The sequence below is a fragment of the Nocardia sp. NPDC051832 genome (genome assembly GCF_040681285.1).
Taxonomy (GTDB): Bacteria; Actinomycetota; Actinomycetes; order Mycobacteriales; family Mycobacteriaceae; genus Nocardia.
This window is the reverse complement of the sequence record NZ_JBFAYL010000005.1, coordinates 246,247-261,159: the sequence shown is the minus strand read 5'-3', so window position 1 is coordinate 261,159 and position 14,913 is coordinate 246,247. Positions and strand designations below refer to the sequence as shown.

The following is a 14,913-nucleotide window of genomic DNA, read 5'->3' as shown; positions in this document are numbered from 1 at the left end:
GGGAGCATTGTCCTTCTCGGAAAACGCAGTTCGGCTCCACACGCCGACGGGTGCGGGTGATCAGCTGGTGAGCGTGGCGATTCCGCCGCCGATCGAGGCGGTGCCGAGGACGGTGAGCAGAACCGCCATCATGGCGGTCGCGGAGGTGTTCGCCCAGTCTCGCCAGCGGGTGAGCCGTTCCCGGGCGTGCTGGCCGGCGAGCAGGTAGACAGCCATCGGGAGCGTGACGCACAGGGAGGCGACTGCCAGGAAAACCACTGCGGCGATGACTCGCGAACCGTGCCCTGGTGTGACCGAGGCGATGATGACCGCGGCGGTGGCGACCTGGGTAAGGTTCTTGGGGTTGGCCAAGGCCAATGTTGCTGCTAGAGAAGCAGTTCCGGTTGGACTGGCGGTGGGTTCGCCGATCGGGTGCGGCTCGGCGGCGGGGCGGATCGCGTGGCGGACCTGGGTGGCGGCCATGGTCAGGGCGGCCAGGCCGATGACGATCTTGACCCAGCCGACCCAAGGGCCGGGCTGCTCGCCGTGGGAGGCTCCCGCCCAGCCCGCGGCGAGGAGCAGGATGGCGACCTCGATGGCGAGCGCGAGGATCCAGGTGACGACGAAGACCACGCCGTTTGTGCGGGCGCGTGGCCCGGTGAGCAGTGCGATGATCGCGATAAGGGCTGCGGGACTGATAGCGACGCCGACGGCTGGGGCGAGAATATGGCCGATCGCTGTTCCAAGCATCGAATGCTCCTCAGTGGTCCGGGCCGGGTGCCGCGGCGTGGTTTGCTCGGATCCACGCTTTCCCTTCCGAGACAGCGGTTTTCACGGCGCCGAAGACATGCTCGTCGGCGGGCACGACGCCGCCGTCGCCGAGTTGCGCGGCAAGGCCGGTCCGGGCGAGCACGCGGGCCAGGCGCGGCTGCACCCCGGCCAGGACGAGGCGGTCGCCGCCGTGCTGCAAACGCGCGGCGTACCTGCGGAACTGCTTGATCAACGCCGAGGACGGCACTTCGGGGACCACCCGGACCACCAGGACGAGCACCGCGTTGCCGTCAGTCGACGGTGCGGGCAGTTTGTCTTCGAGGTGGCTGAGTTCGGCGAAGAAGCTCGCGCCGCCGTATTCGACGACGGTGACCTGCCCGGAGGTGAGTTCGGCGGGCGGGTCCGCCGTGCGCCAAGTGCCGTCGGCGCCGGGTGTCAGGGCGAGTACTTCACCCTGGCGCGAGATCTGCACGCAGTACAGCAGCAGTGACAGCATGCCGCCGAGGACGATCGCCTGTTGCAGCGGCAGCTGGGTGGTGGCGGCGAAGGTGACCACCATGGCCAAGGCGGAGAGCCGGGAGGTGCGCAGCACGAGCAGGATGTCGCCGATCTTGCCCCAGATCAGCTCGGCGCCGACGACGATGATCAGCCCGCCGATCACCGGCATCGGAATGTGTTCGGCCAGTCCGCCGCACACCAGGACGACCACGGCTAGGAAGACGCCCGAGATCACGCCCGCCCAGCGGGTTTTCGCGCCGACGCCGGCGGCGACACCGGTGCGCGAGAGCGACCCGCCCGCAGGCAGTGCGGAGAACAGTCCGCCGCCGATATTGGCGATGCCCTGAGCGGCGAAGTCCCCGTTGACATTCGAGCGGCTGCCGTCCGGGTTCGGCATCGACGGTGCGACGCCCGCCGCTTGGGCCAGCGCTACGAACGCCACCGCCAGCGCGCCGCCGAACAGGTGCGGGATCGCTCCCCAGTCCGGCATCGACAAGGGCGGCAGGACCCCGGGGATGTGTGCGATGTCGCCCACGGTCTCGACATCGGTGTGCAGCAACGCGACCGCGACGCTTACCACGATCATGGCGACCAGCAGGGCCAGTTCCGCGATCGGCCGCACCAGCCGCGCCAGCGCCCACACCGCGATGGTTGCGACCGCGACCAAGGTCGCGGACAGTTGCCAATGCCCCACTCCGGCAAGCCAATTCCAGACCTGAAGGAGTTTGTTGTGGCCGGGCGGCTTGTAGCCCGTGGCGTCCTTGAATACCCCGACAATGATCTGCAGCGCGATACCCGTGGAGAACCCGGTCATGACCGCGTTGGACACGAAACTCATGACCACGCCCATCCGCAGCAGCGCCATGATCGCCATGATCGCTCCGACCAGCAGCGTCAGCGCCGCGATCGCGCCTCCGTCGCGCGGGTCGAGACCGGCGTCGGTGAGCACGGACTGACTGGTCAAGGCGATAGCACTGGTCAGGGTCGTGATCATCAGAACGGTCGGCGCGAACAGGGAGCCCAGGATCGGCGGGACGATACCCGCGTATAGGCCCGCGACCGGGTTGAACCCGCCGATCGCGGCGTAGGCCATGCCCTCGGGGATGCTGAACAACCCGGTGGCCATGCCCGATGTCACGTCGTTGGCGGTGGGTTTGCCCAGCCGTGACATCCGTCCGCGGCTGGGCTTGTCCAGTGTCGGCATCGCGGCCGCTACGGGGTGACGATATTGAAGTCGGGGTCGGGTTTGTCGAGTACGGCGATCAGCTGCTGGAGTTTGCTGGGATCACCGCTGACGGTGATCCGACCCGATTTCATGACTTCTTGGAGGTCTTCGCCCCCGGCGAGCGCGCCGATGAGGGTCGGCCGTGATGCGGTGAAGGTGGCATCGGGGTCGGGGCCGCTGAAACCCTTGGGAATCTCGAAGTGCGCGAGGACGCCGTTGCGCAGTTCGGTGCGATAGGTGCGGTTCTCGTCGGTGATCACCCAGTCGTTGGTCACATGCAGATCCCAGGCTTTGGGGCCGTTGATCAGGAACGAGACGGCCTCGAAGAGCTGCTCCACCGTCAGGGCCGCCATCATCGTCGGCGAGGTGGCGACAGTCGGGGTGCCGACGCCGCCGTTGCGCAGTTCGTAGGCGCCCATGAGATAGAAATTGCGCCAGGTGCCGTTCTCCGACCCGAATCCGAGTTGTTCGAGAGCGTCGGCTTGCAACGCTTTCGCCGCGTCATTGGACGGATCGGCGAACACGACATAATTGACCAGCTGTGCGACCCAGCGATAGTCACCGGCGTCGTAGGCCTTGCGGGCCGCGACCAGGGCGGCGTCCGCGCCACCGGCCAATTCGACATGCCGTTTAGCCGACTCGACGGGCGGGTGTTCCCACAGGTGGGCGGGGTTGCCGTCGAACCAGCCCATATAGCGCTGGTAGATGGCCTTCACGTCGTGGCTGACCGACCCGTAGTAGCCGTGGGTGTGCCAGGTGTTCTCCAGCGCCGGTGGCATCTCCAGCATCTCGGCGATCTCGATGCCGGTGTAGCCCTGGTTCAGCAGGCGCAGTGTCTGATCGTGCAGGTAGCCATACGTATCACGTTGCAGGGCAAGCCATTCGGTGACATTGTCGGTTCCCCACATGGGCCAGTGATGGGAGGCGAAGGCGACGTCGGTGTCGGCTCCGAACAACGTGATCGCCTCGGTCAGATACTGCGACCACACATGCGCGTCACGCACGACCGCGCCACGCAGGGTGAGGATGTTGTGCAGCGTGTGGGTGGCGTTCTCGGCCATGCACAGTGCGCGGTGGTCGGGGAAGTAGAAGTTCATCTCCGAGGGCGCTTCGGTGCCCGGGGTCATCTGGAACACGATGCGGACCTCGTCGATCACCTCTTCCTGCCCGGTCTGCGTGATGTCCTTGGTCGGCGGGATCATGGTGACCGTGCCGGTCGAGGTTGTCATGCCCAGACCGGCACTGATCTGGCCCTTCACATCGCGAGGCAGGGCCGCGCCGTACATGTAGGCCGCTCGGCGTCCCATCGCGGTGCCCGCGTAGACGTTCTCGGCCACCGCATGCTCGACGAAACCCGCGGGTGCGAGCACCGGAACCTTCCCGGCCTCGACCTCGGCGGTCGTGGTGACGCCCATGACGCCGCCGAAATGGTCGACGTGGGAATGGGTGTAGATCACTCCGGTCACCGGCTTGTCGCCCCGCTCGCGGCGGTACAGCGCCAGACCGGCCGCGGCGGTCTCGGTCGAGATCAGCGGATCGATGACGATGACACCGGTCTTACCTTCGATCAAGGTCATGTTGGACAGGTCCAGACCGCGGATCTGGTAGATGCCCGGGGTGACCTCGTAAAGGCCCTGCCTGATCATCAACTGCGCTTGCCGCCACAAGCTGGGATTCACCGAGTTCGGGCAGTTGCCTTGAATGTAGGAGAAGGAGTCGTTGTCCCACACCACTTTCCCGTCGGCGTCCTGCACCACACCGGGTTTGAGTTCCGCCACGAATCCGCGGTCGGCGTTCGCGAAGTCGGTGGTGTCGGACATGGGCAGCGATTGCGCGGCCTGCTTCAGCCGCTGCTCGGTATGCGCGGTCGGTTCGCCGGGCTGTACGAGAGTCTTGTCAGACATATCCACTCCGATCTGATCCGGGTACCGGTGCCGAAACGTCTTCGCCGGAGTCAGCGGCGATGGGGCAACTCGATAACTCGAGGTGGCTTAGGGGTGCTCGAAGCGCAACGGTCGCCGTGTCGGCGTGGGCTGGTTTCAACCCCGCCTTCGGTGGGTGAGAATTCCGACGAGCCAGCCGACCGCGAAGGTAACCAGCAGGACCAGCCACATCGGCGATCGGACAGACAGGAGCAGAAATTCGATGTCGACCTTGTGCCGGTTCTCGAGAATGAACACGATGGCCAGCACGGTAAGAACGATGGCGATCCATTGGTTCGGCGAAATCCGGGACAGTACAGAGGGTTTCGCGGGTTCTGTCATGTCGCCCTCCTGATCATTACGCACCCGCCGTCGATGGGCGGGACTGTGGCGATACCGGAGCTCGGACCTGAGGAATCTCAGAACTTAGATGGTCCAGCACCAGTTCAGGGTGGCTGATCCAGGGGTGGGGATATTGACGCAGAAGGTCAACCAAATGCCGAACGAGTCCACATCCTTCCGTAGCGGTTGGATCATTTCGGAGACCGTGGGCTGGTCCACATTCGGCGCCGCGGGCTCGTCCGCGAATGCGGACGGTGCGGTGAGCATGATCAGTGGGGCGGCGACCGCCGCGACTGCTGCGGAGCGGGCGAATCCTGCGTACATCTCGCAACTCCTTCTAATCGAAAGCCGTGGCCAAAGCTGAAAGCTGTGCAACTGCCGGTGAATTCGTCTCCGGACTACGCGATCGCAGCGAAGCCGGTTCAGCTCGGTCGGTTGGTGAAGCGCCAGAACGCCATGCTGTCCGGGTGCGGGACGGGTGCACCCGGCGCCGAGAAGGTGTAGTCGCCACTGTCGTTGGTGTGGCAGCGCAGCGTGACCGAGTAGTTGACCGGCCCGGGTTCGGCAAGCTGAACCCCCTCGATGATCACTACCCCTGGTTCGGGGTTGCTGGCGGTGTAGCTGGTGTCTTGCCATTGGCCGCCGCCGACTCGGTACTGCAAATGGTCGGCGGACTCGAAGCGGACCATTGTCATCGAATTGCCCAGCGGCGTTGTCGGCATGGCGGGGGTGGTGCCGTACATGACCATGGATTTGCCGGTCATGTCGGCGGGGATGGAGCATCCGATCGGTGGTTCGTCGGGCTCGGCGTGAACGATGCCTATCCCGGTCAGCGCGGGTAACAATGCGGCGGCGGCGATGACGGCGAGACGTATGGGTGCCTGCATAGTTGCTACTCCTCCTGTCGAGCGCCGATGGCTGGGAAGTCGGAGTACGGCCGGGAGCGCTCAGGTATTCACGACGTTGGCGGCGATGACCTCGTCAGTCGGGGGCATGGCCAGGGAATATCGGGGGATGCATTGGAGACAGTATCAACGCAAAAGGATGTGTTGCCACGCGTTTGCTAAACGTGGTTTGTTTGTTACCCGTTGGGTGTCGTCGTTCGAGTTCGGCTCGTCGTGTCCCTGGTAGCCGCCCCAGGTCTGGCCAGCAGTTCTGCGATCAGTAGCACGACGGCCGTCGTGAGGATTGTCGCGACGACCACCAGCCCGGTCGGGTAACGCCACATCACGAGCGTGACCGCCGCGACGACGATGATGCCGACTCGGAGCGGGCCGCGATACCGAGCTGCAGCGGATTCGATCGCCCGCGGCGCGCCGCCAGCGCGCTGCGACCGGATCGCGACGACCACCCGGTTGTAGCGGGCGCGAACCGCCGCCGCGGATCTGGATGACCCGCTGAGAAACCCGGTAAGCGCGACCACCACGGCGAGTACGAACACCGCGCGCAACGTGGTGCGCAGCGGGGTCAGGAAAGCATCGATCACCACCGCCGCTGCCGGGGGCGACAGCACGTCCGCGGGGACTGCGTGCAGGTAGGCCGATCGTGCGATGCCGATACTGGCGGCGAGCACCGCCATCGCCACCACCACCGCCATACCGATCCACTGCAATGCCCTGCTGCGACCGCCTTTCGGAGCAGCACACATGGCACAGCCGGCGATGAGCACGGTGATCCACGGCAGCAGATCGGCGCCGCGGTCCAGCATCGACGCGTACCGCTGCGCCTTGACCAGTTCTGACGATTCGAACAGAACGAATGACCGATCAATCGTGGGAACTCGTTCGGCGAAGGTGAATCCGCGTTCGGTCAGCGCGATACGCACCCGGTCGATGATCGGACCGAGGGACACCGAAACCGTGCCATTGCTTGACATTTCGATGGCGTCGCGGGTGTCGCCGGTCACGACCGCGACAACCGCCTGGTGTGCCCGGCGGTTCGCCTGGATCCACCAGGTCTCGAATTCGCCGGAGTCCAGCACGGATTCGGTCGTTTCGTGGACGAAGTCGCGCGCTTGCCGCTCGACGACCGGGGCCAGACCGACGACGGCCGTGGGCACCCGCGGAGATTCTTCGGCGAGGGCCGTCAATGCTTGTACGGTGACGGTTTCGACATCGAGGCGGTCCATGATCGCAGCGGTGATCTGATCGGCGAGCTCGCTACGCAGGGCCGGATCGCTGCCCAATGGCGCGACGGTTTCGACGTAGCGTTCGGTGTCGAGCAGTTCACCGTGGGTGAATCGCGCAAGGACCGACGCCAGTGCCAGGACACCGGTCAGGATCACCAGCGTGATCGTGACGGACCAGCGGAACACGACCCGACCGTCGCGCCGATTCGCGTGCTCACGCGGACGTTTCTCGCGTTCGTCCGGGCCGAGTGGTTGCTCAGGTTCAGCAGCCGCCACGGAAACCATCTTCGGTCGCGGTCCGGTCGGTCGGCGTCACCCGACCAGGGTGACATGGACAGCGATAAGGATGCGCATACCACGCCGGAGCGCCAGTGGGTGCCCCGATCGAGTCAGGGAGTAACCACGAATGCCCCGTCGGCGATCCGGGCGCTGACGTTGTCACACGGGGCGGTCTCACCCGCCGAGAGCTAATGCTGGCGACCGGCTAACGAGCCGTGAGCCATTGGTCGACGTGTGGCCATTTCTTGCTGATCGGTAGTGGCCCGGCGGCGATTCCGGCGTCGGTGAAGTAGATCAGATCATTGCCCTTGGTGAACAGGTACTTCCAGACGCCGTTGGGTTCGACCGCGATCGCCACAGTGTCCGGTCCGGCGCGAAATGCGGAGGGCAGGAACGGCCATTTCTTGTCGATCTGGCCGGATTCGATGAGTTTGGTGTCGGAGTAGATCGCATAGCGTGACCCTGTGACGGCGAGATACTTCCAGTCGTTCCAAGCGCCGGAAGTCCCCAGGACCGCGTCGAGGTCGGTGATAGTGGCTCCGTCGAGCCAGGCATGCACGTGTGGCCAGCGTTCGGCGATCGATACGTGGCCGGAATGCAGTGTGCCGGTGTTGGTGTAGCAGACCAGGATCGCATCGTCGCGGAACAGGATCGTGTCGCCGCCCTTGACGAACAGATACGCCCAGTGCTTCAACGACGACACCGCCCCGTCGGTGGCTTCGGAGGCTGGAACGTAGACCACCGCGGCTGCGGTGATATCGCGCCAGAACGTCTCGGGCAGAATGGCATTCCACTTTCCCGCCTTCTGGGTCGCGGTATCGAAGGCTCCGATCTTTCCGGACTCGACGACGCGGCTGTCGTCGAAGATCGCGTAGTCGGGCCCGGCCGGGATCAAATGCTTCCACTGGTAGTTGCTCTGGGGTACCGCGGTGATCGCTGAAAGTGTCATGATTCGTTCCTTCCCCGGGGAGCGGTCAGATCCCCATGCTATCGCCGCGACCGCGGATCGATCGTGCGATCGACTGGAACAATCTTGTGGTGCAATAGATTTGGGCTGCCATCTCGCGACTCACCTGGCGATAGGAGGGGTCGGAACCGGCGAGTGCTTGCAAGATGGCATGAATTCTCAAAAACCCGCTACAGCACAACAAATTCGAATGCACGCGGCACGAAGCTGCGTGCCACCACCGCGCACGTCGCGCCATCCAGCGCAGCCGGCCATAGAGTGCGAAGCAGGCAGCGGTTGTTCGATCGCGGCTGCCGCGGACCTGATCACCGTGACCGGTGGTGCGAGCTTCCTCACCGCACGCACCTTCCATCAATTGCTGTACGCCGCAACCGAACCGGTGTGGATCGCGGCGTTCGTGCTGCGCACCGGCTCCTACCGGCCGATCGCCGACTCCCTGGCCGAGCATGGATTGGTCACCGAGGTCAACCCGGAATGCACAGTCATCCAGCGCCGATTCACCGATCCCGACGAACAGAGCTACGCCGTCACCGCGGTTAGGGCGACTGGCCGCCGACCCACCGGGAAGGAAACCGACGGTTACTTCCACACCGCACTGCATCTATCCCGGCCCTAATACCCGACTCTGCCCTACGCCGCACTGGCCGGTCACGAGACATCCGAGTACGACCGGAACAAAGCTGTCGAACTGTCAGCGGCCTTCGAAGCAATGAGTAAGGCACGGCCGAGGCGGTGATGCGCGGTCAGGAGGCCGGATTGATTCCCGGCCGTCCAAGGCAACGGCGAATTGGTGCGCGCCCGACCTCGCCAGACGAGCGGTCACGACAGCTGAGTCGTGCGGACTTGTACCTTGCCGGGTGGGCGGTTCGGATGTAGGGCCTGAAAACACGAACGCCTTTGCAAGCCACGCTTCGTTATTCTTGGTGTCCGAAGGGGGACTTGAACCCCCACGCCCGTTAAAGGGCACTAGCACCTCAAGCTAGCGCGTCTGCCATTCCGCCACCCGGACAGGTGTTGCCTTCAGTTGTGGCGCAGATGAGTACAAGATCAACTGCGCTTGGGAACTATAGACAATGGAGGCCCGTGGACGCCAATCGCCTCCCCGGGCGGGCACGCCGCGAGGGTAGCTGTGACGTCGCGCAACGATCAGGCTGACGCTGGACGCCACCTATCCGGGTCACCCGTAACCCTCACGCCGACAAGTGGACTCGCTCCGCGCCGATGCGATCGATCCGGTTGCGACCCCACACGCCGAGCGGTTCCAACGCGGCGTTGAGCGCCGAACCCAGTTCGGTGAGTTCGTATTCCACGCGCGGCGGGATCTCCGGGAAGATCTCGCGCCGGACGATGCCGTCCTCTTCGAGTTCACGCAGATGCTGGATGAGCATTTTCTCCGAGACTCCGGGGAGCCCGCGGCGCAGTTCGCCGAAGCGGCGGATGCCGTTCTCCTCCAGCTCCCACAGGATCAGCACTTTCCACTTGCCGCCGATGACGTCCATGGCGGCATCGATGCCGCAGAAGTATGGCCCGTGTCTCTTCGCGCTCATCGTTTCCCTTCGCTAGCTGCTCACACACCTGTGGGTAAGTACCCGACGAAATAGTAGGTACTTGTCGGAGCAACAGCCGTCACGCAGGGTTGATTCCAGCGCGCTGACCACTCACACCAACCAGCTTCGAAGGAGTTGACCCCGCATGGCGGAGCACACCACAGTCACAGTTCTCGGTCTCGGCGCGATGGGCCAGGCGCTGGCCTCGGCGTTCGTCAAGGGCGGCCACCCCACCACGGTGTGGAATCGCACCGCCGGCAAGGACGCGGAGCTTGTCGCCGCCGGCGCGACCGGCGCGGCCTCGGTCGCCGAAGCGATCCAGGCGAGTCAGGTGATCGTCGCGGTTCTGCTCGACCACGCTTCCGTGCACGACACCCTCGACCCAGTCGCGGATCAGCTCGTCGGCCGCCAGCTGATCAACCTGACCAGCACCGCCCCCGAACAGGCTCGCGAGCTGGCGCGGTGGGCGGCCGGGCACGGCATCGACTACCTCGACGGCGGCATCATGGCGGTGCCGCACATGATCGGGCAGCCGGGTTCGTCGATTCTGTACAGCGGTTCGCAGGAGGTGTTCGACGCCCATCGATCCGTCTTCGAATTGCTCGGCACCGCAGAGTATTTCGGTGACGATGCCGGCCTGGCGTCGCTGTACGACTTCGCGTTGCTGGCGAACATGTACGCGATGTTCACCGGCTTCATGCACGCCGCGGCGATGGTCGCCTCGGCCGGCCAATCGGTCTCGGACTTCTCGAACCGGGCCGCGGCCTGGATCACCGCGATGGCCCAGGGCATCCCCGAATACGGCCGCATGATCGAATCCGGCGACTACACCACCGACGTCCAGCACCTCGCCTTCCAGAAAGCAGCCCTCGACGCCATCGTCCAGGCCAGCCGGGACGCCGGCGTCGCCCTCGACATCGTCGCCCCGATCAAGAACCTCATCGACCGCCAGGTTGCCGACGGGCACGGTGCGCTCGCCTTCGAACGAACCTTCGAAGAACTCCGCTGAACCCCGCCGCGGGAGCCGGAAATCACACCGGCTCCCGCGCCCCGAATCCGCAGCTCAGACACAGGTCGGCACGGCGATTTGGTCCCAGCCGACACATCCGTTAACCTTGCTGAGCACCACCGGTCCGGGTGGCGGAATGGCAGACGCGCTAGCTTGAGGTGCTAGTGCCCTTTAACGGGCGTGGGGGTTCAAGTCCCCCTCCGGACACTCGAAATCACGAAAGCCGTTGCATTGCAACGGCTTTCGTCGTTTCAGGAATTTCCTGCCCAGATGCGAGCCGCGCGGGGTGGTAGCAAACCGCGGCGGCGGTGATATCGCACCCGGTGCCGTGCAACCGGCTGTCGCCGACCCGTGGAATCCGCAGCGGCAGTTACGAATCTATCGTTGCAAGAGCTGCTCCAACGGGCTGATCATTTAGCGTGACTGAACAGTCGTTGACGAGGTCGCCATTGATCAGACGGATTCGACCGGTCATTGTTGATCTGTCAGCAATCCGCTGACCTCCGCATTCACAGCGCTCGCACCAGCAACTCGCCGCTCGGCGTGGTGCGGTTCGAGCGCGCCCGCACTACGCCGAGGGACCACCATGACCGGATATTTCGAGCCACTGACCGTGGGCAAGCTGACACTGCCCAACCGGTTGGTGATGGCGCCGATGAGTCGCAACCGCGCCCCGGGAGGCGTGGTCACCGAGCTGACCGCGCAGTACTATGCGCAACGCGCCACGGCCGGGCTGATCATTTCCGAAGCCACCGGAATCAGTGAGATCGCGCAGGGCTATGCCGATTCCCCGGGGCTCTATACCGCCGCCCAGGTAGGAGCATGGCGCACCGTCACCGATGCGGTGCATACCGCTGGCGGGCGAATCTTCGCGCAGCTGGTGCATTGCGGCCGGATCGGTCACCCGAGCCTCTACGCCGACGGCGCATTGCCGCTCGCCCCGTCGGCGATCGCCTCGGGCGAGCAGATGTTCACCCCGGACGGCATGGTCGAACGCCCCGCGCCGCGCGCGATGACGCTCGACGATATCGGTCGCACCATCGAGGATTTCGTCGCCGCCGCCCGCAACGCCGTCGACGCGGACTTCGACGGCGTGGAACTGCACGCGGCCAATGGTTTTCTGCTGCACCAGTTCCTGGCCGGGGGCAGCAACCGGCGGACCGACGCCTATGGCGGACCGATCGCGGCCCGGATCAGGTTCGTGGTCGAGGTGGTGCGCGCCGTCGCCGACGCGATCGGACCCGAACGGGTCGGCATTCGCCTGTCGCCGGGCATCGCGTTCAACGGTATGGCGGGCGCCGAGGACGACACCGCCGAGATCTACACCGCACTCACCCAGGCGCTGGAGCCGATTCCCCTCGCCTACCTCCACGTCTTCGAACTGCTCACCCGCGACACCACCCGGTTGATCCGAACGGCATGGTCCGGCCCGTTGATCCTCTGCGCACACCCCACCGCGGAGTCGTTCCCGAGCACTCCGGAGATCGGCGCGGAAGCTCTCGCCGACGGCGTGGCCGACGCCATCGCACTGGCGGAGCGGTGGCTGGCCAACCCCGACCTGCCCGCCCGAGTCCGCACCGGTGGGCCCTACAACACGGCTGACAAGACCACCTTCTACGGCGGCGACCATCGGGGCTACACGGACTATCCCGCGCTCGCCTAGTGCACTTCCACTGCATTGCATGCCCTGCCCACCTACGACATCGTCTACCGGAGTTGTTTTCATGAACCTCACTCGTGAGATCAAGTTGGTCTCCTATCCCGTCGGCGCACCGCGGCTCTCGGATTTCGAGCTGGTCACCACCGAACTACCCGCGCTGCGGGAGGGCCAGGTGCTGGTCCGCAACTCGTGGATGTCAGTGGATCCGTATATGCGAGAACGGATGTACCAGCCCGAGTCCTACCTGCCGGTCTATCCGCTCGGCACCGCTCTCGACGGCTCCGCCGTCGGCGAAGTCGTCGCATCGCGGTCGGACGCCCTTCCGGTAGGCACGACCGTCGCGCATTTTCTCGGCTGGCGTGAGCACGCGGTTCTCGACGCCGCGGACGCGACGGCGCTCGACCTGTCCGTCGCGGCGCCCGAGAGCTTCCTCGGCCCGCTCGGCACCACCGGACTGACCGCATATGTCACCGTCACCGAGATCGCGCCGGTCCGGCCCGGCGACATCGTGTTCGTGTCGAGCGCCGCGGGCGCGACGGGCAGCATCGCCGGCCAGCTCGCCCGCCACGCCGGCGCCGCGCAGGTCATCGGCGCGACCGGGGGGCCGCACAAAGCCGAAAAGCTGGTAACCGCTTTCGGTTTCGACGCCGCTATCGACTATCACGCGGGCCCGCTCGCCGAGCAGCTCGCGGCCGTCGCACCGGACGGGATCGATGTCTATATCGACCACGTCGGCGGCGATCATCTCGTCGCGGCCATCGACGCGTTGCGCCCGAACGGCCGGATCGCGCAGGTCGGCGCGATCAGTGGCTACAACGCCACCGAGCCGGCACCCGGGCCGGCCAACCTGTTCCTGCTCGCGGCCAAAGACGCCACGCTGCGCGGCATCCTCGTCACCAGCTACCTGCATCTGTTCCCGGAGTGGATCGGTAAGGCGGCGGCCTTGCTCGCCGACGGCTCGCTGTCTGCCGAGACGACCGTCGCGACCGGAATCGACCAGGCGCCCCAGGCCTTCATCGACCTGATGAACGGCGCCAACATCGGAAAGATGCTGGTGCGGCTCTGAACGCACGGCCGGCGCCGCTCCAGCCCCTGGCAGAGGGGTGCCGGTCGGTCACCAGGCTTGCGCGCCTGGATTCATCGTCGGGCTGATGAATCAACCGATCGATGTGGGGCCGCGTGGAACGTTACGAGATGGAAGCCTTTCTCGCCCTCGTCGACGCGATGCATTTCGGGCAGGCCGCCGCACGTCTCGGCATATCCACGGGACGGATGAGCCAGACGATCACGAAACTGGAACGCCGGATCGGCGCGAAATTGTTCGACCGCACCAGCCGCCGGGTCGCGCTCACCAAGATCGGAGCGCAGTTCCACCATGACCTCGAGCCCGGATACCAGCAGATCCAGAGCGCGCTCGAGCGGGCGGTCGCCTCGGCCCGAGGATTCGACGGACCGCTACAGGTCGGGTTCGTCGGCGCGGCCGGCGGGCAATTCCTGCTCGAGGTGGTCCGCGCCTACCGGACCGAGCATCCCGGCGCCGAAGTCGACCTCAAGGAATTCCAGATCAACACCACCATCAGCGGTCTGCGGGAACAGAATTCGGACATGGTGCTCATCACCCGCCCATTCTCCGACCCGCACTTGGTGATCGGCCCGACGCTCTGGGCCGAGGCGCGCTACCTGGCCGTCGCCTCCAGCAACCCCCTGGCTCTCCGCGCCGCCATCACTCAGGAGGAGCTGGCCGAGGTGACATTGCTGCGCATGCCGGACAACTGCCCGTCCTCGCTGGCCGAAGACCGCGTTCCTGCCCGCACCCCGAGCGGCCGGCCCATCACCCACGGCCAAGCCATCAACACCTTCCTCGAAGCGCTCGCGTCGGTCAGCGCCGACGAAGGCGCCCTCACCGTCGGCGACCAGGTGAACCACTTCTATCAACGGCCTGACGTCACCTATCTGCGCATCACCGACGCCGCACCGATCGAATGGGGCCTGATCTGGCGCAAGTCGTATGAAACCGCCGGTGTGCGCGCCTTCAACGACATGGCCGTGGAAATGATTCGGCGGCGCAAGCTGTGATCGGCGTTTGATAAAGGTTTGGCAGATCTATTGCGGGGCGTCGAACTCGGCGCTCAGGTCGATTCCGCGTTCGGCGGCGAGCTGCTGAAGTTTCTCGGTCTCGTCGGTCGGGATGCAGACGTAGGCGTGCAGGCCGTCGTCGTCCCGTCGGAGGATGTAGTTGTTGGTACCGTCGGTGAGTTGTTTCCCGGCGTCGTCGTAGAACAGCCATCGAACCGACACGAGCACAATCGTGTCGGCGAGCTGCTGGTGGCTCAGGCATTCGTATCCGACCGATGCCAGGCCGAGCTTCTGGTATAGCGGATAGGACTGCGTGAGGCCTTCGGCCATCTTCTCGCGGGAATCCAGGGTCCCTGCGAACCGATCGTCCAGGATCATGCCCGGCGTTCCCCACAGTTCGGCGGCGGCGGTCGCGTCGTAATTGGTGAGGGTGGCAGCGTATCGGGTCAGGTACTCGTCGATTGCGGTGTCGAGTTCGGCCATGGATTCGACCCTAGAACGAGCCCAGCC

The 14,913-nt window shown here is 65.3% G+C and carries 15 protein-coding genes and 2 tRNA genes; 6 read left to right on the top strand and 11 right to left on the bottom strand.

Annotation, left to right across the window (positions count from 1 at the left end; translation table 11 throughout):
• Positions 1 to 60: 60 nt before the first annotated feature.
• The 8 genes from AB0M14_RS30810 to AB0M14_RS30775 form a co-directional block, all read right to left on the bottom strand.
• On the bottom strand, positions 61 to 729 hold the full coding sequence (locus AB0M14_RS30810; RefSeq protein WP_365001151.1) for a GAP family protein: 669 nt from the start codon (positions 727 to 729) through the stop codon (positions 61 to 63).
• A 10-nt stretch (positions 730 to 739) separates the two neighbouring features.
• Complete coding sequence (locus AB0M14_RS30805) at positions 740 to 2,452, bottom strand: SulP family inorganic anion transporter (protein WP_365001149.1); 1,713 nt, start codon at positions 2,450 to 2,452, stop codon at positions 740 to 742.
• Positions 2,453 to 2,460: 8 nt separating this feature from the next.
• A complete protein-coding gene (locus AB0M14_RS30800) occupies positions 2,461 to 4,377 on the bottom strand; it encodes an alkyl sulfatase dimerization domain-containing protein (protein ID WP_365001147.1) in 1,917 nt (638 codons plus the stop codon).
• 135 nt (positions 4,378 to 4,512) lie between these two features.
• Entirely contained in the window at positions 4,513 to 4,737 is a 225-nt protein-coding gene (locus AB0M14_RS30795) for a hypothetical protein (protein WP_365001145.1), read from the bottom strand.
• A gap of 84 nt (positions 4,738 to 4,821) precedes the next feature.
• Positions 4,822 to 5,061: a hypothetical protein gene (locus AB0M14_RS30790; RefSeq protein WP_365001142.1), complete on the bottom strand. Its 240-nt coding sequence runs from the start codon at positions 5,059 to 5,061 to the stop codon at positions 4,822 to 4,824.
• A 98-nt stretch (positions 5,062 to 5,159) separates the two neighbouring features.
• Positions 5,160 to 5,624, bottom strand: coding sequence for a hypothetical protein (locus AB0M14_RS30785; protein ID WP_365001139.1), 465 nt, complete (start codon positions 5,622 to 5,624; stop codon positions 5,160 to 5,162).
• Between the two features lie 194 nt (positions 5,625 to 5,818).
• Positions 5,819 to 7,141, bottom strand: a complete 1,323-nt coding sequence (locus AB0M14_RS30780) for a hypothetical protein (RefSeq protein ID WP_365001137.1) — start codon at positions 7,139 to 7,141, stop codon at positions 5,819 to 5,821.
• 208 nt (positions 7,142 to 7,349) lie between these two features.
• Positions 7,350 to 8,093: a hypothetical protein gene (locus AB0M14_RS30775; RefSeq protein ID WP_365001134.1), complete on the bottom strand. Its 744-nt coding sequence runs from the start codon at positions 8,091 to 8,093 to the stop codon at positions 7,350 to 7,352.
• A gap of 328 nt (positions 8,094 to 8,421) precedes the next feature.
• Between AB0M14_RS30775 and AB0M14_RS30770 the strand changes: the two genes are divergently transcribed.
• On the top strand, positions 8,422 to 8,727 hold the full coding sequence (locus AB0M14_RS30770; RefSeq protein ID WP_365001132.1) for a hypothetical protein: 306 nt from the start codon (positions 8,422 to 8,424) through the stop codon (positions 8,725 to 8,727).
• A gap of 305 nt (positions 8,728 to 9,032) precedes the next feature.
• Here AB0M14_RS30770 and AB0M14_RS30765 read toward each other — a convergent pair.
• Both AB0M14_RS30765 and AB0M14_RS30760 read right to left on the bottom strand, forming a co-directional pair.
• Positions 9,033 to 9,120: transfer RNA gene (locus AB0M14_RS30765), tRNA-Leu, on the bottom strand.
• Positions 9,121 to 9,301: 181 nt separating this feature from the next.
• The gene (locus tag AB0M14_RS30760) at positions 9,302 to 9,658 is read right to left on the bottom strand and encodes a helix-turn-helix domain-containing protein (RefSeq protein ID WP_365001129.1); all 357 of its coding nucleotides are present in this window, start codon (positions 9,656 to 9,658) and stop codon (positions 9,302 to 9,304) included.
• 145 nt (positions 9,659 to 9,803) lie between these two features.
• On the opposite strand from AB0M14_RS30760, the gene AB0M14_RS30755 reads away from it, so the two are divergent.
• The 5 genes from AB0M14_RS30755 to AB0M14_RS30735 all read left to right on the top strand — a co-directional run bounded on the left by AB0M14_RS30755 (position 9,804) and on the right by AB0M14_RS30735 (position 14,403).
• Positions 9,804 to 10,667, top strand: a complete 864-nt coding sequence (locus AB0M14_RS30755) for an NAD(P)-binding domain-containing protein (protein ID WP_365001126.1) — start codon at positions 9,804 to 9,806, stop codon at positions 10,665 to 10,667.
• A gap of 122 nt (positions 10,668 to 10,789) precedes the next feature.
• A tRNA-Leu gene (locus AB0M14_RS30750) sits at positions 10,790 to 10,874 on the top strand.
• 379 nt (positions 10,875 to 11,253) lie between these two features.
• A complete protein-coding gene (locus tag AB0M14_RS30745) occupies positions 11,254 to 12,330 on the top strand; it encodes an alkene reductase (protein ID WP_365001123.1) in 1,077 nt (358 codons plus the stop codon).
• Positions 12,331 to 12,391: 61 nt separating this feature from the next.
• Positions 12,392 to 13,393, top strand: coding sequence for an NADP-dependent oxidoreductase (locus AB0M14_RS30740; protein ID WP_365001121.1), 1,002 nt, complete (start codon positions 12,392 to 12,394; stop codon positions 13,391 to 13,393).
• A gap of 113 nt (positions 13,394 to 13,506) precedes the next feature.
• Positions 13,507 to 14,403 carry a LysR family transcriptional regulator gene (locus AB0M14_RS30735; RefSeq protein ID WP_365001118.1) on the top strand — a complete coding sequence of 299 codons (897 nt, stop codon included), beginning with the start codon at positions 13,507 to 13,509 and terminating at the stop codon, positions 14,401 to 14,403.
• Between the two features lie 27 nt (positions 14,404 to 14,430).
• On the opposite strand, the gene AB0M14_RS30730 is transcribed toward AB0M14_RS30735, so the two are convergent.
• A complete protein-coding gene (locus AB0M14_RS30730; protein ID WP_365001116.1) occupies positions 14,431 to 14,886 on the bottom strand; it encodes a hypothetical protein in 456 nt (151 codons plus the stop codon).
• Between the last annotated feature and the right edge of the window lie 27 nt (positions 14,887 to 14,913).

Coding starts and splice junctions, on each gene's coding strand:
- AB0M14_RS30755 (WP_365001126.1), top strand. CDS start 9,804: ATGGCGGAGCACACCACAGTCACAGTTCTCGGTCTCGGCGCGATGGGC.
- AB0M14_RS30745 (WP_365001123.1), top strand. CDS start 11,254: ATGACCGGATATTTCGAGCCACTGACCGTGGGCAAGCTGACACTGCCC.
- AB0M14_RS30790 (WP_365001142.1), bottom strand. CDS start 5,061: ATGTACGCAGGATTCGCCCGCTCCGCAGCAGTCGCGGCGGTCGCCGCC.
- AB0M14_RS30795 (WP_365001145.1), bottom strand. CDS start 4,737: ATGACAGAACCCGCGAAACCCTCTGTACTGTCCCGGATTTCGCCGAAC.
- AB0M14_RS30785 (WP_365001139.1), bottom strand. CDS start 5,624: ATGCAGGCACCCATACGTCTCGCCGTCATCGCCGCCGCCGCATTGTTA.
- AB0M14_RS30740 (WP_365001121.1), top strand. CDS start 12,392: ATGAACCTCACTCGTGAGATCAAGTTGGTCTCCTATCCCGTCGGCGCA.
- AB0M14_RS30800 (WP_365001147.1), bottom strand. CDS start 4,377: ATGTCTGACAAGACTCTCGTACAGCCCGGCGAACCGACCGCGCATACC.
- AB0M14_RS30805 (WP_365001149.1), bottom strand. CDS start 2,452: ATGCCGACACTGGACAAGCCCAGCCGCGGACGGATGTCACGGCTGGGC.
- AB0M14_RS30775 (WP_365001134.1), bottom strand. CDS start 8,093: ATGACACTTTCAGCGATCACCGCGGTACCCCAGAGCAACTACCAGTGG.
- AB0M14_RS30810 (WP_365001151.1), bottom strand. CDS start 729: ATGCTTGGAACAGCGATCGGCCATATTCTCGCCCCAGCCGTCGGCGTC.
- AB0M14_RS30760 (WP_365001129.1), bottom strand. CDS start 9,658: ATGAGCGCGAAGAGACACGGGCCATACTTCTGCGGCATCGATGCCGCC.
- AB0M14_RS30730 (WP_365001116.1), bottom strand. CDS start 14,886: ATGGCCGAACTCGACACCGCAATCGACGAGTACCTGACCCGATACGCT.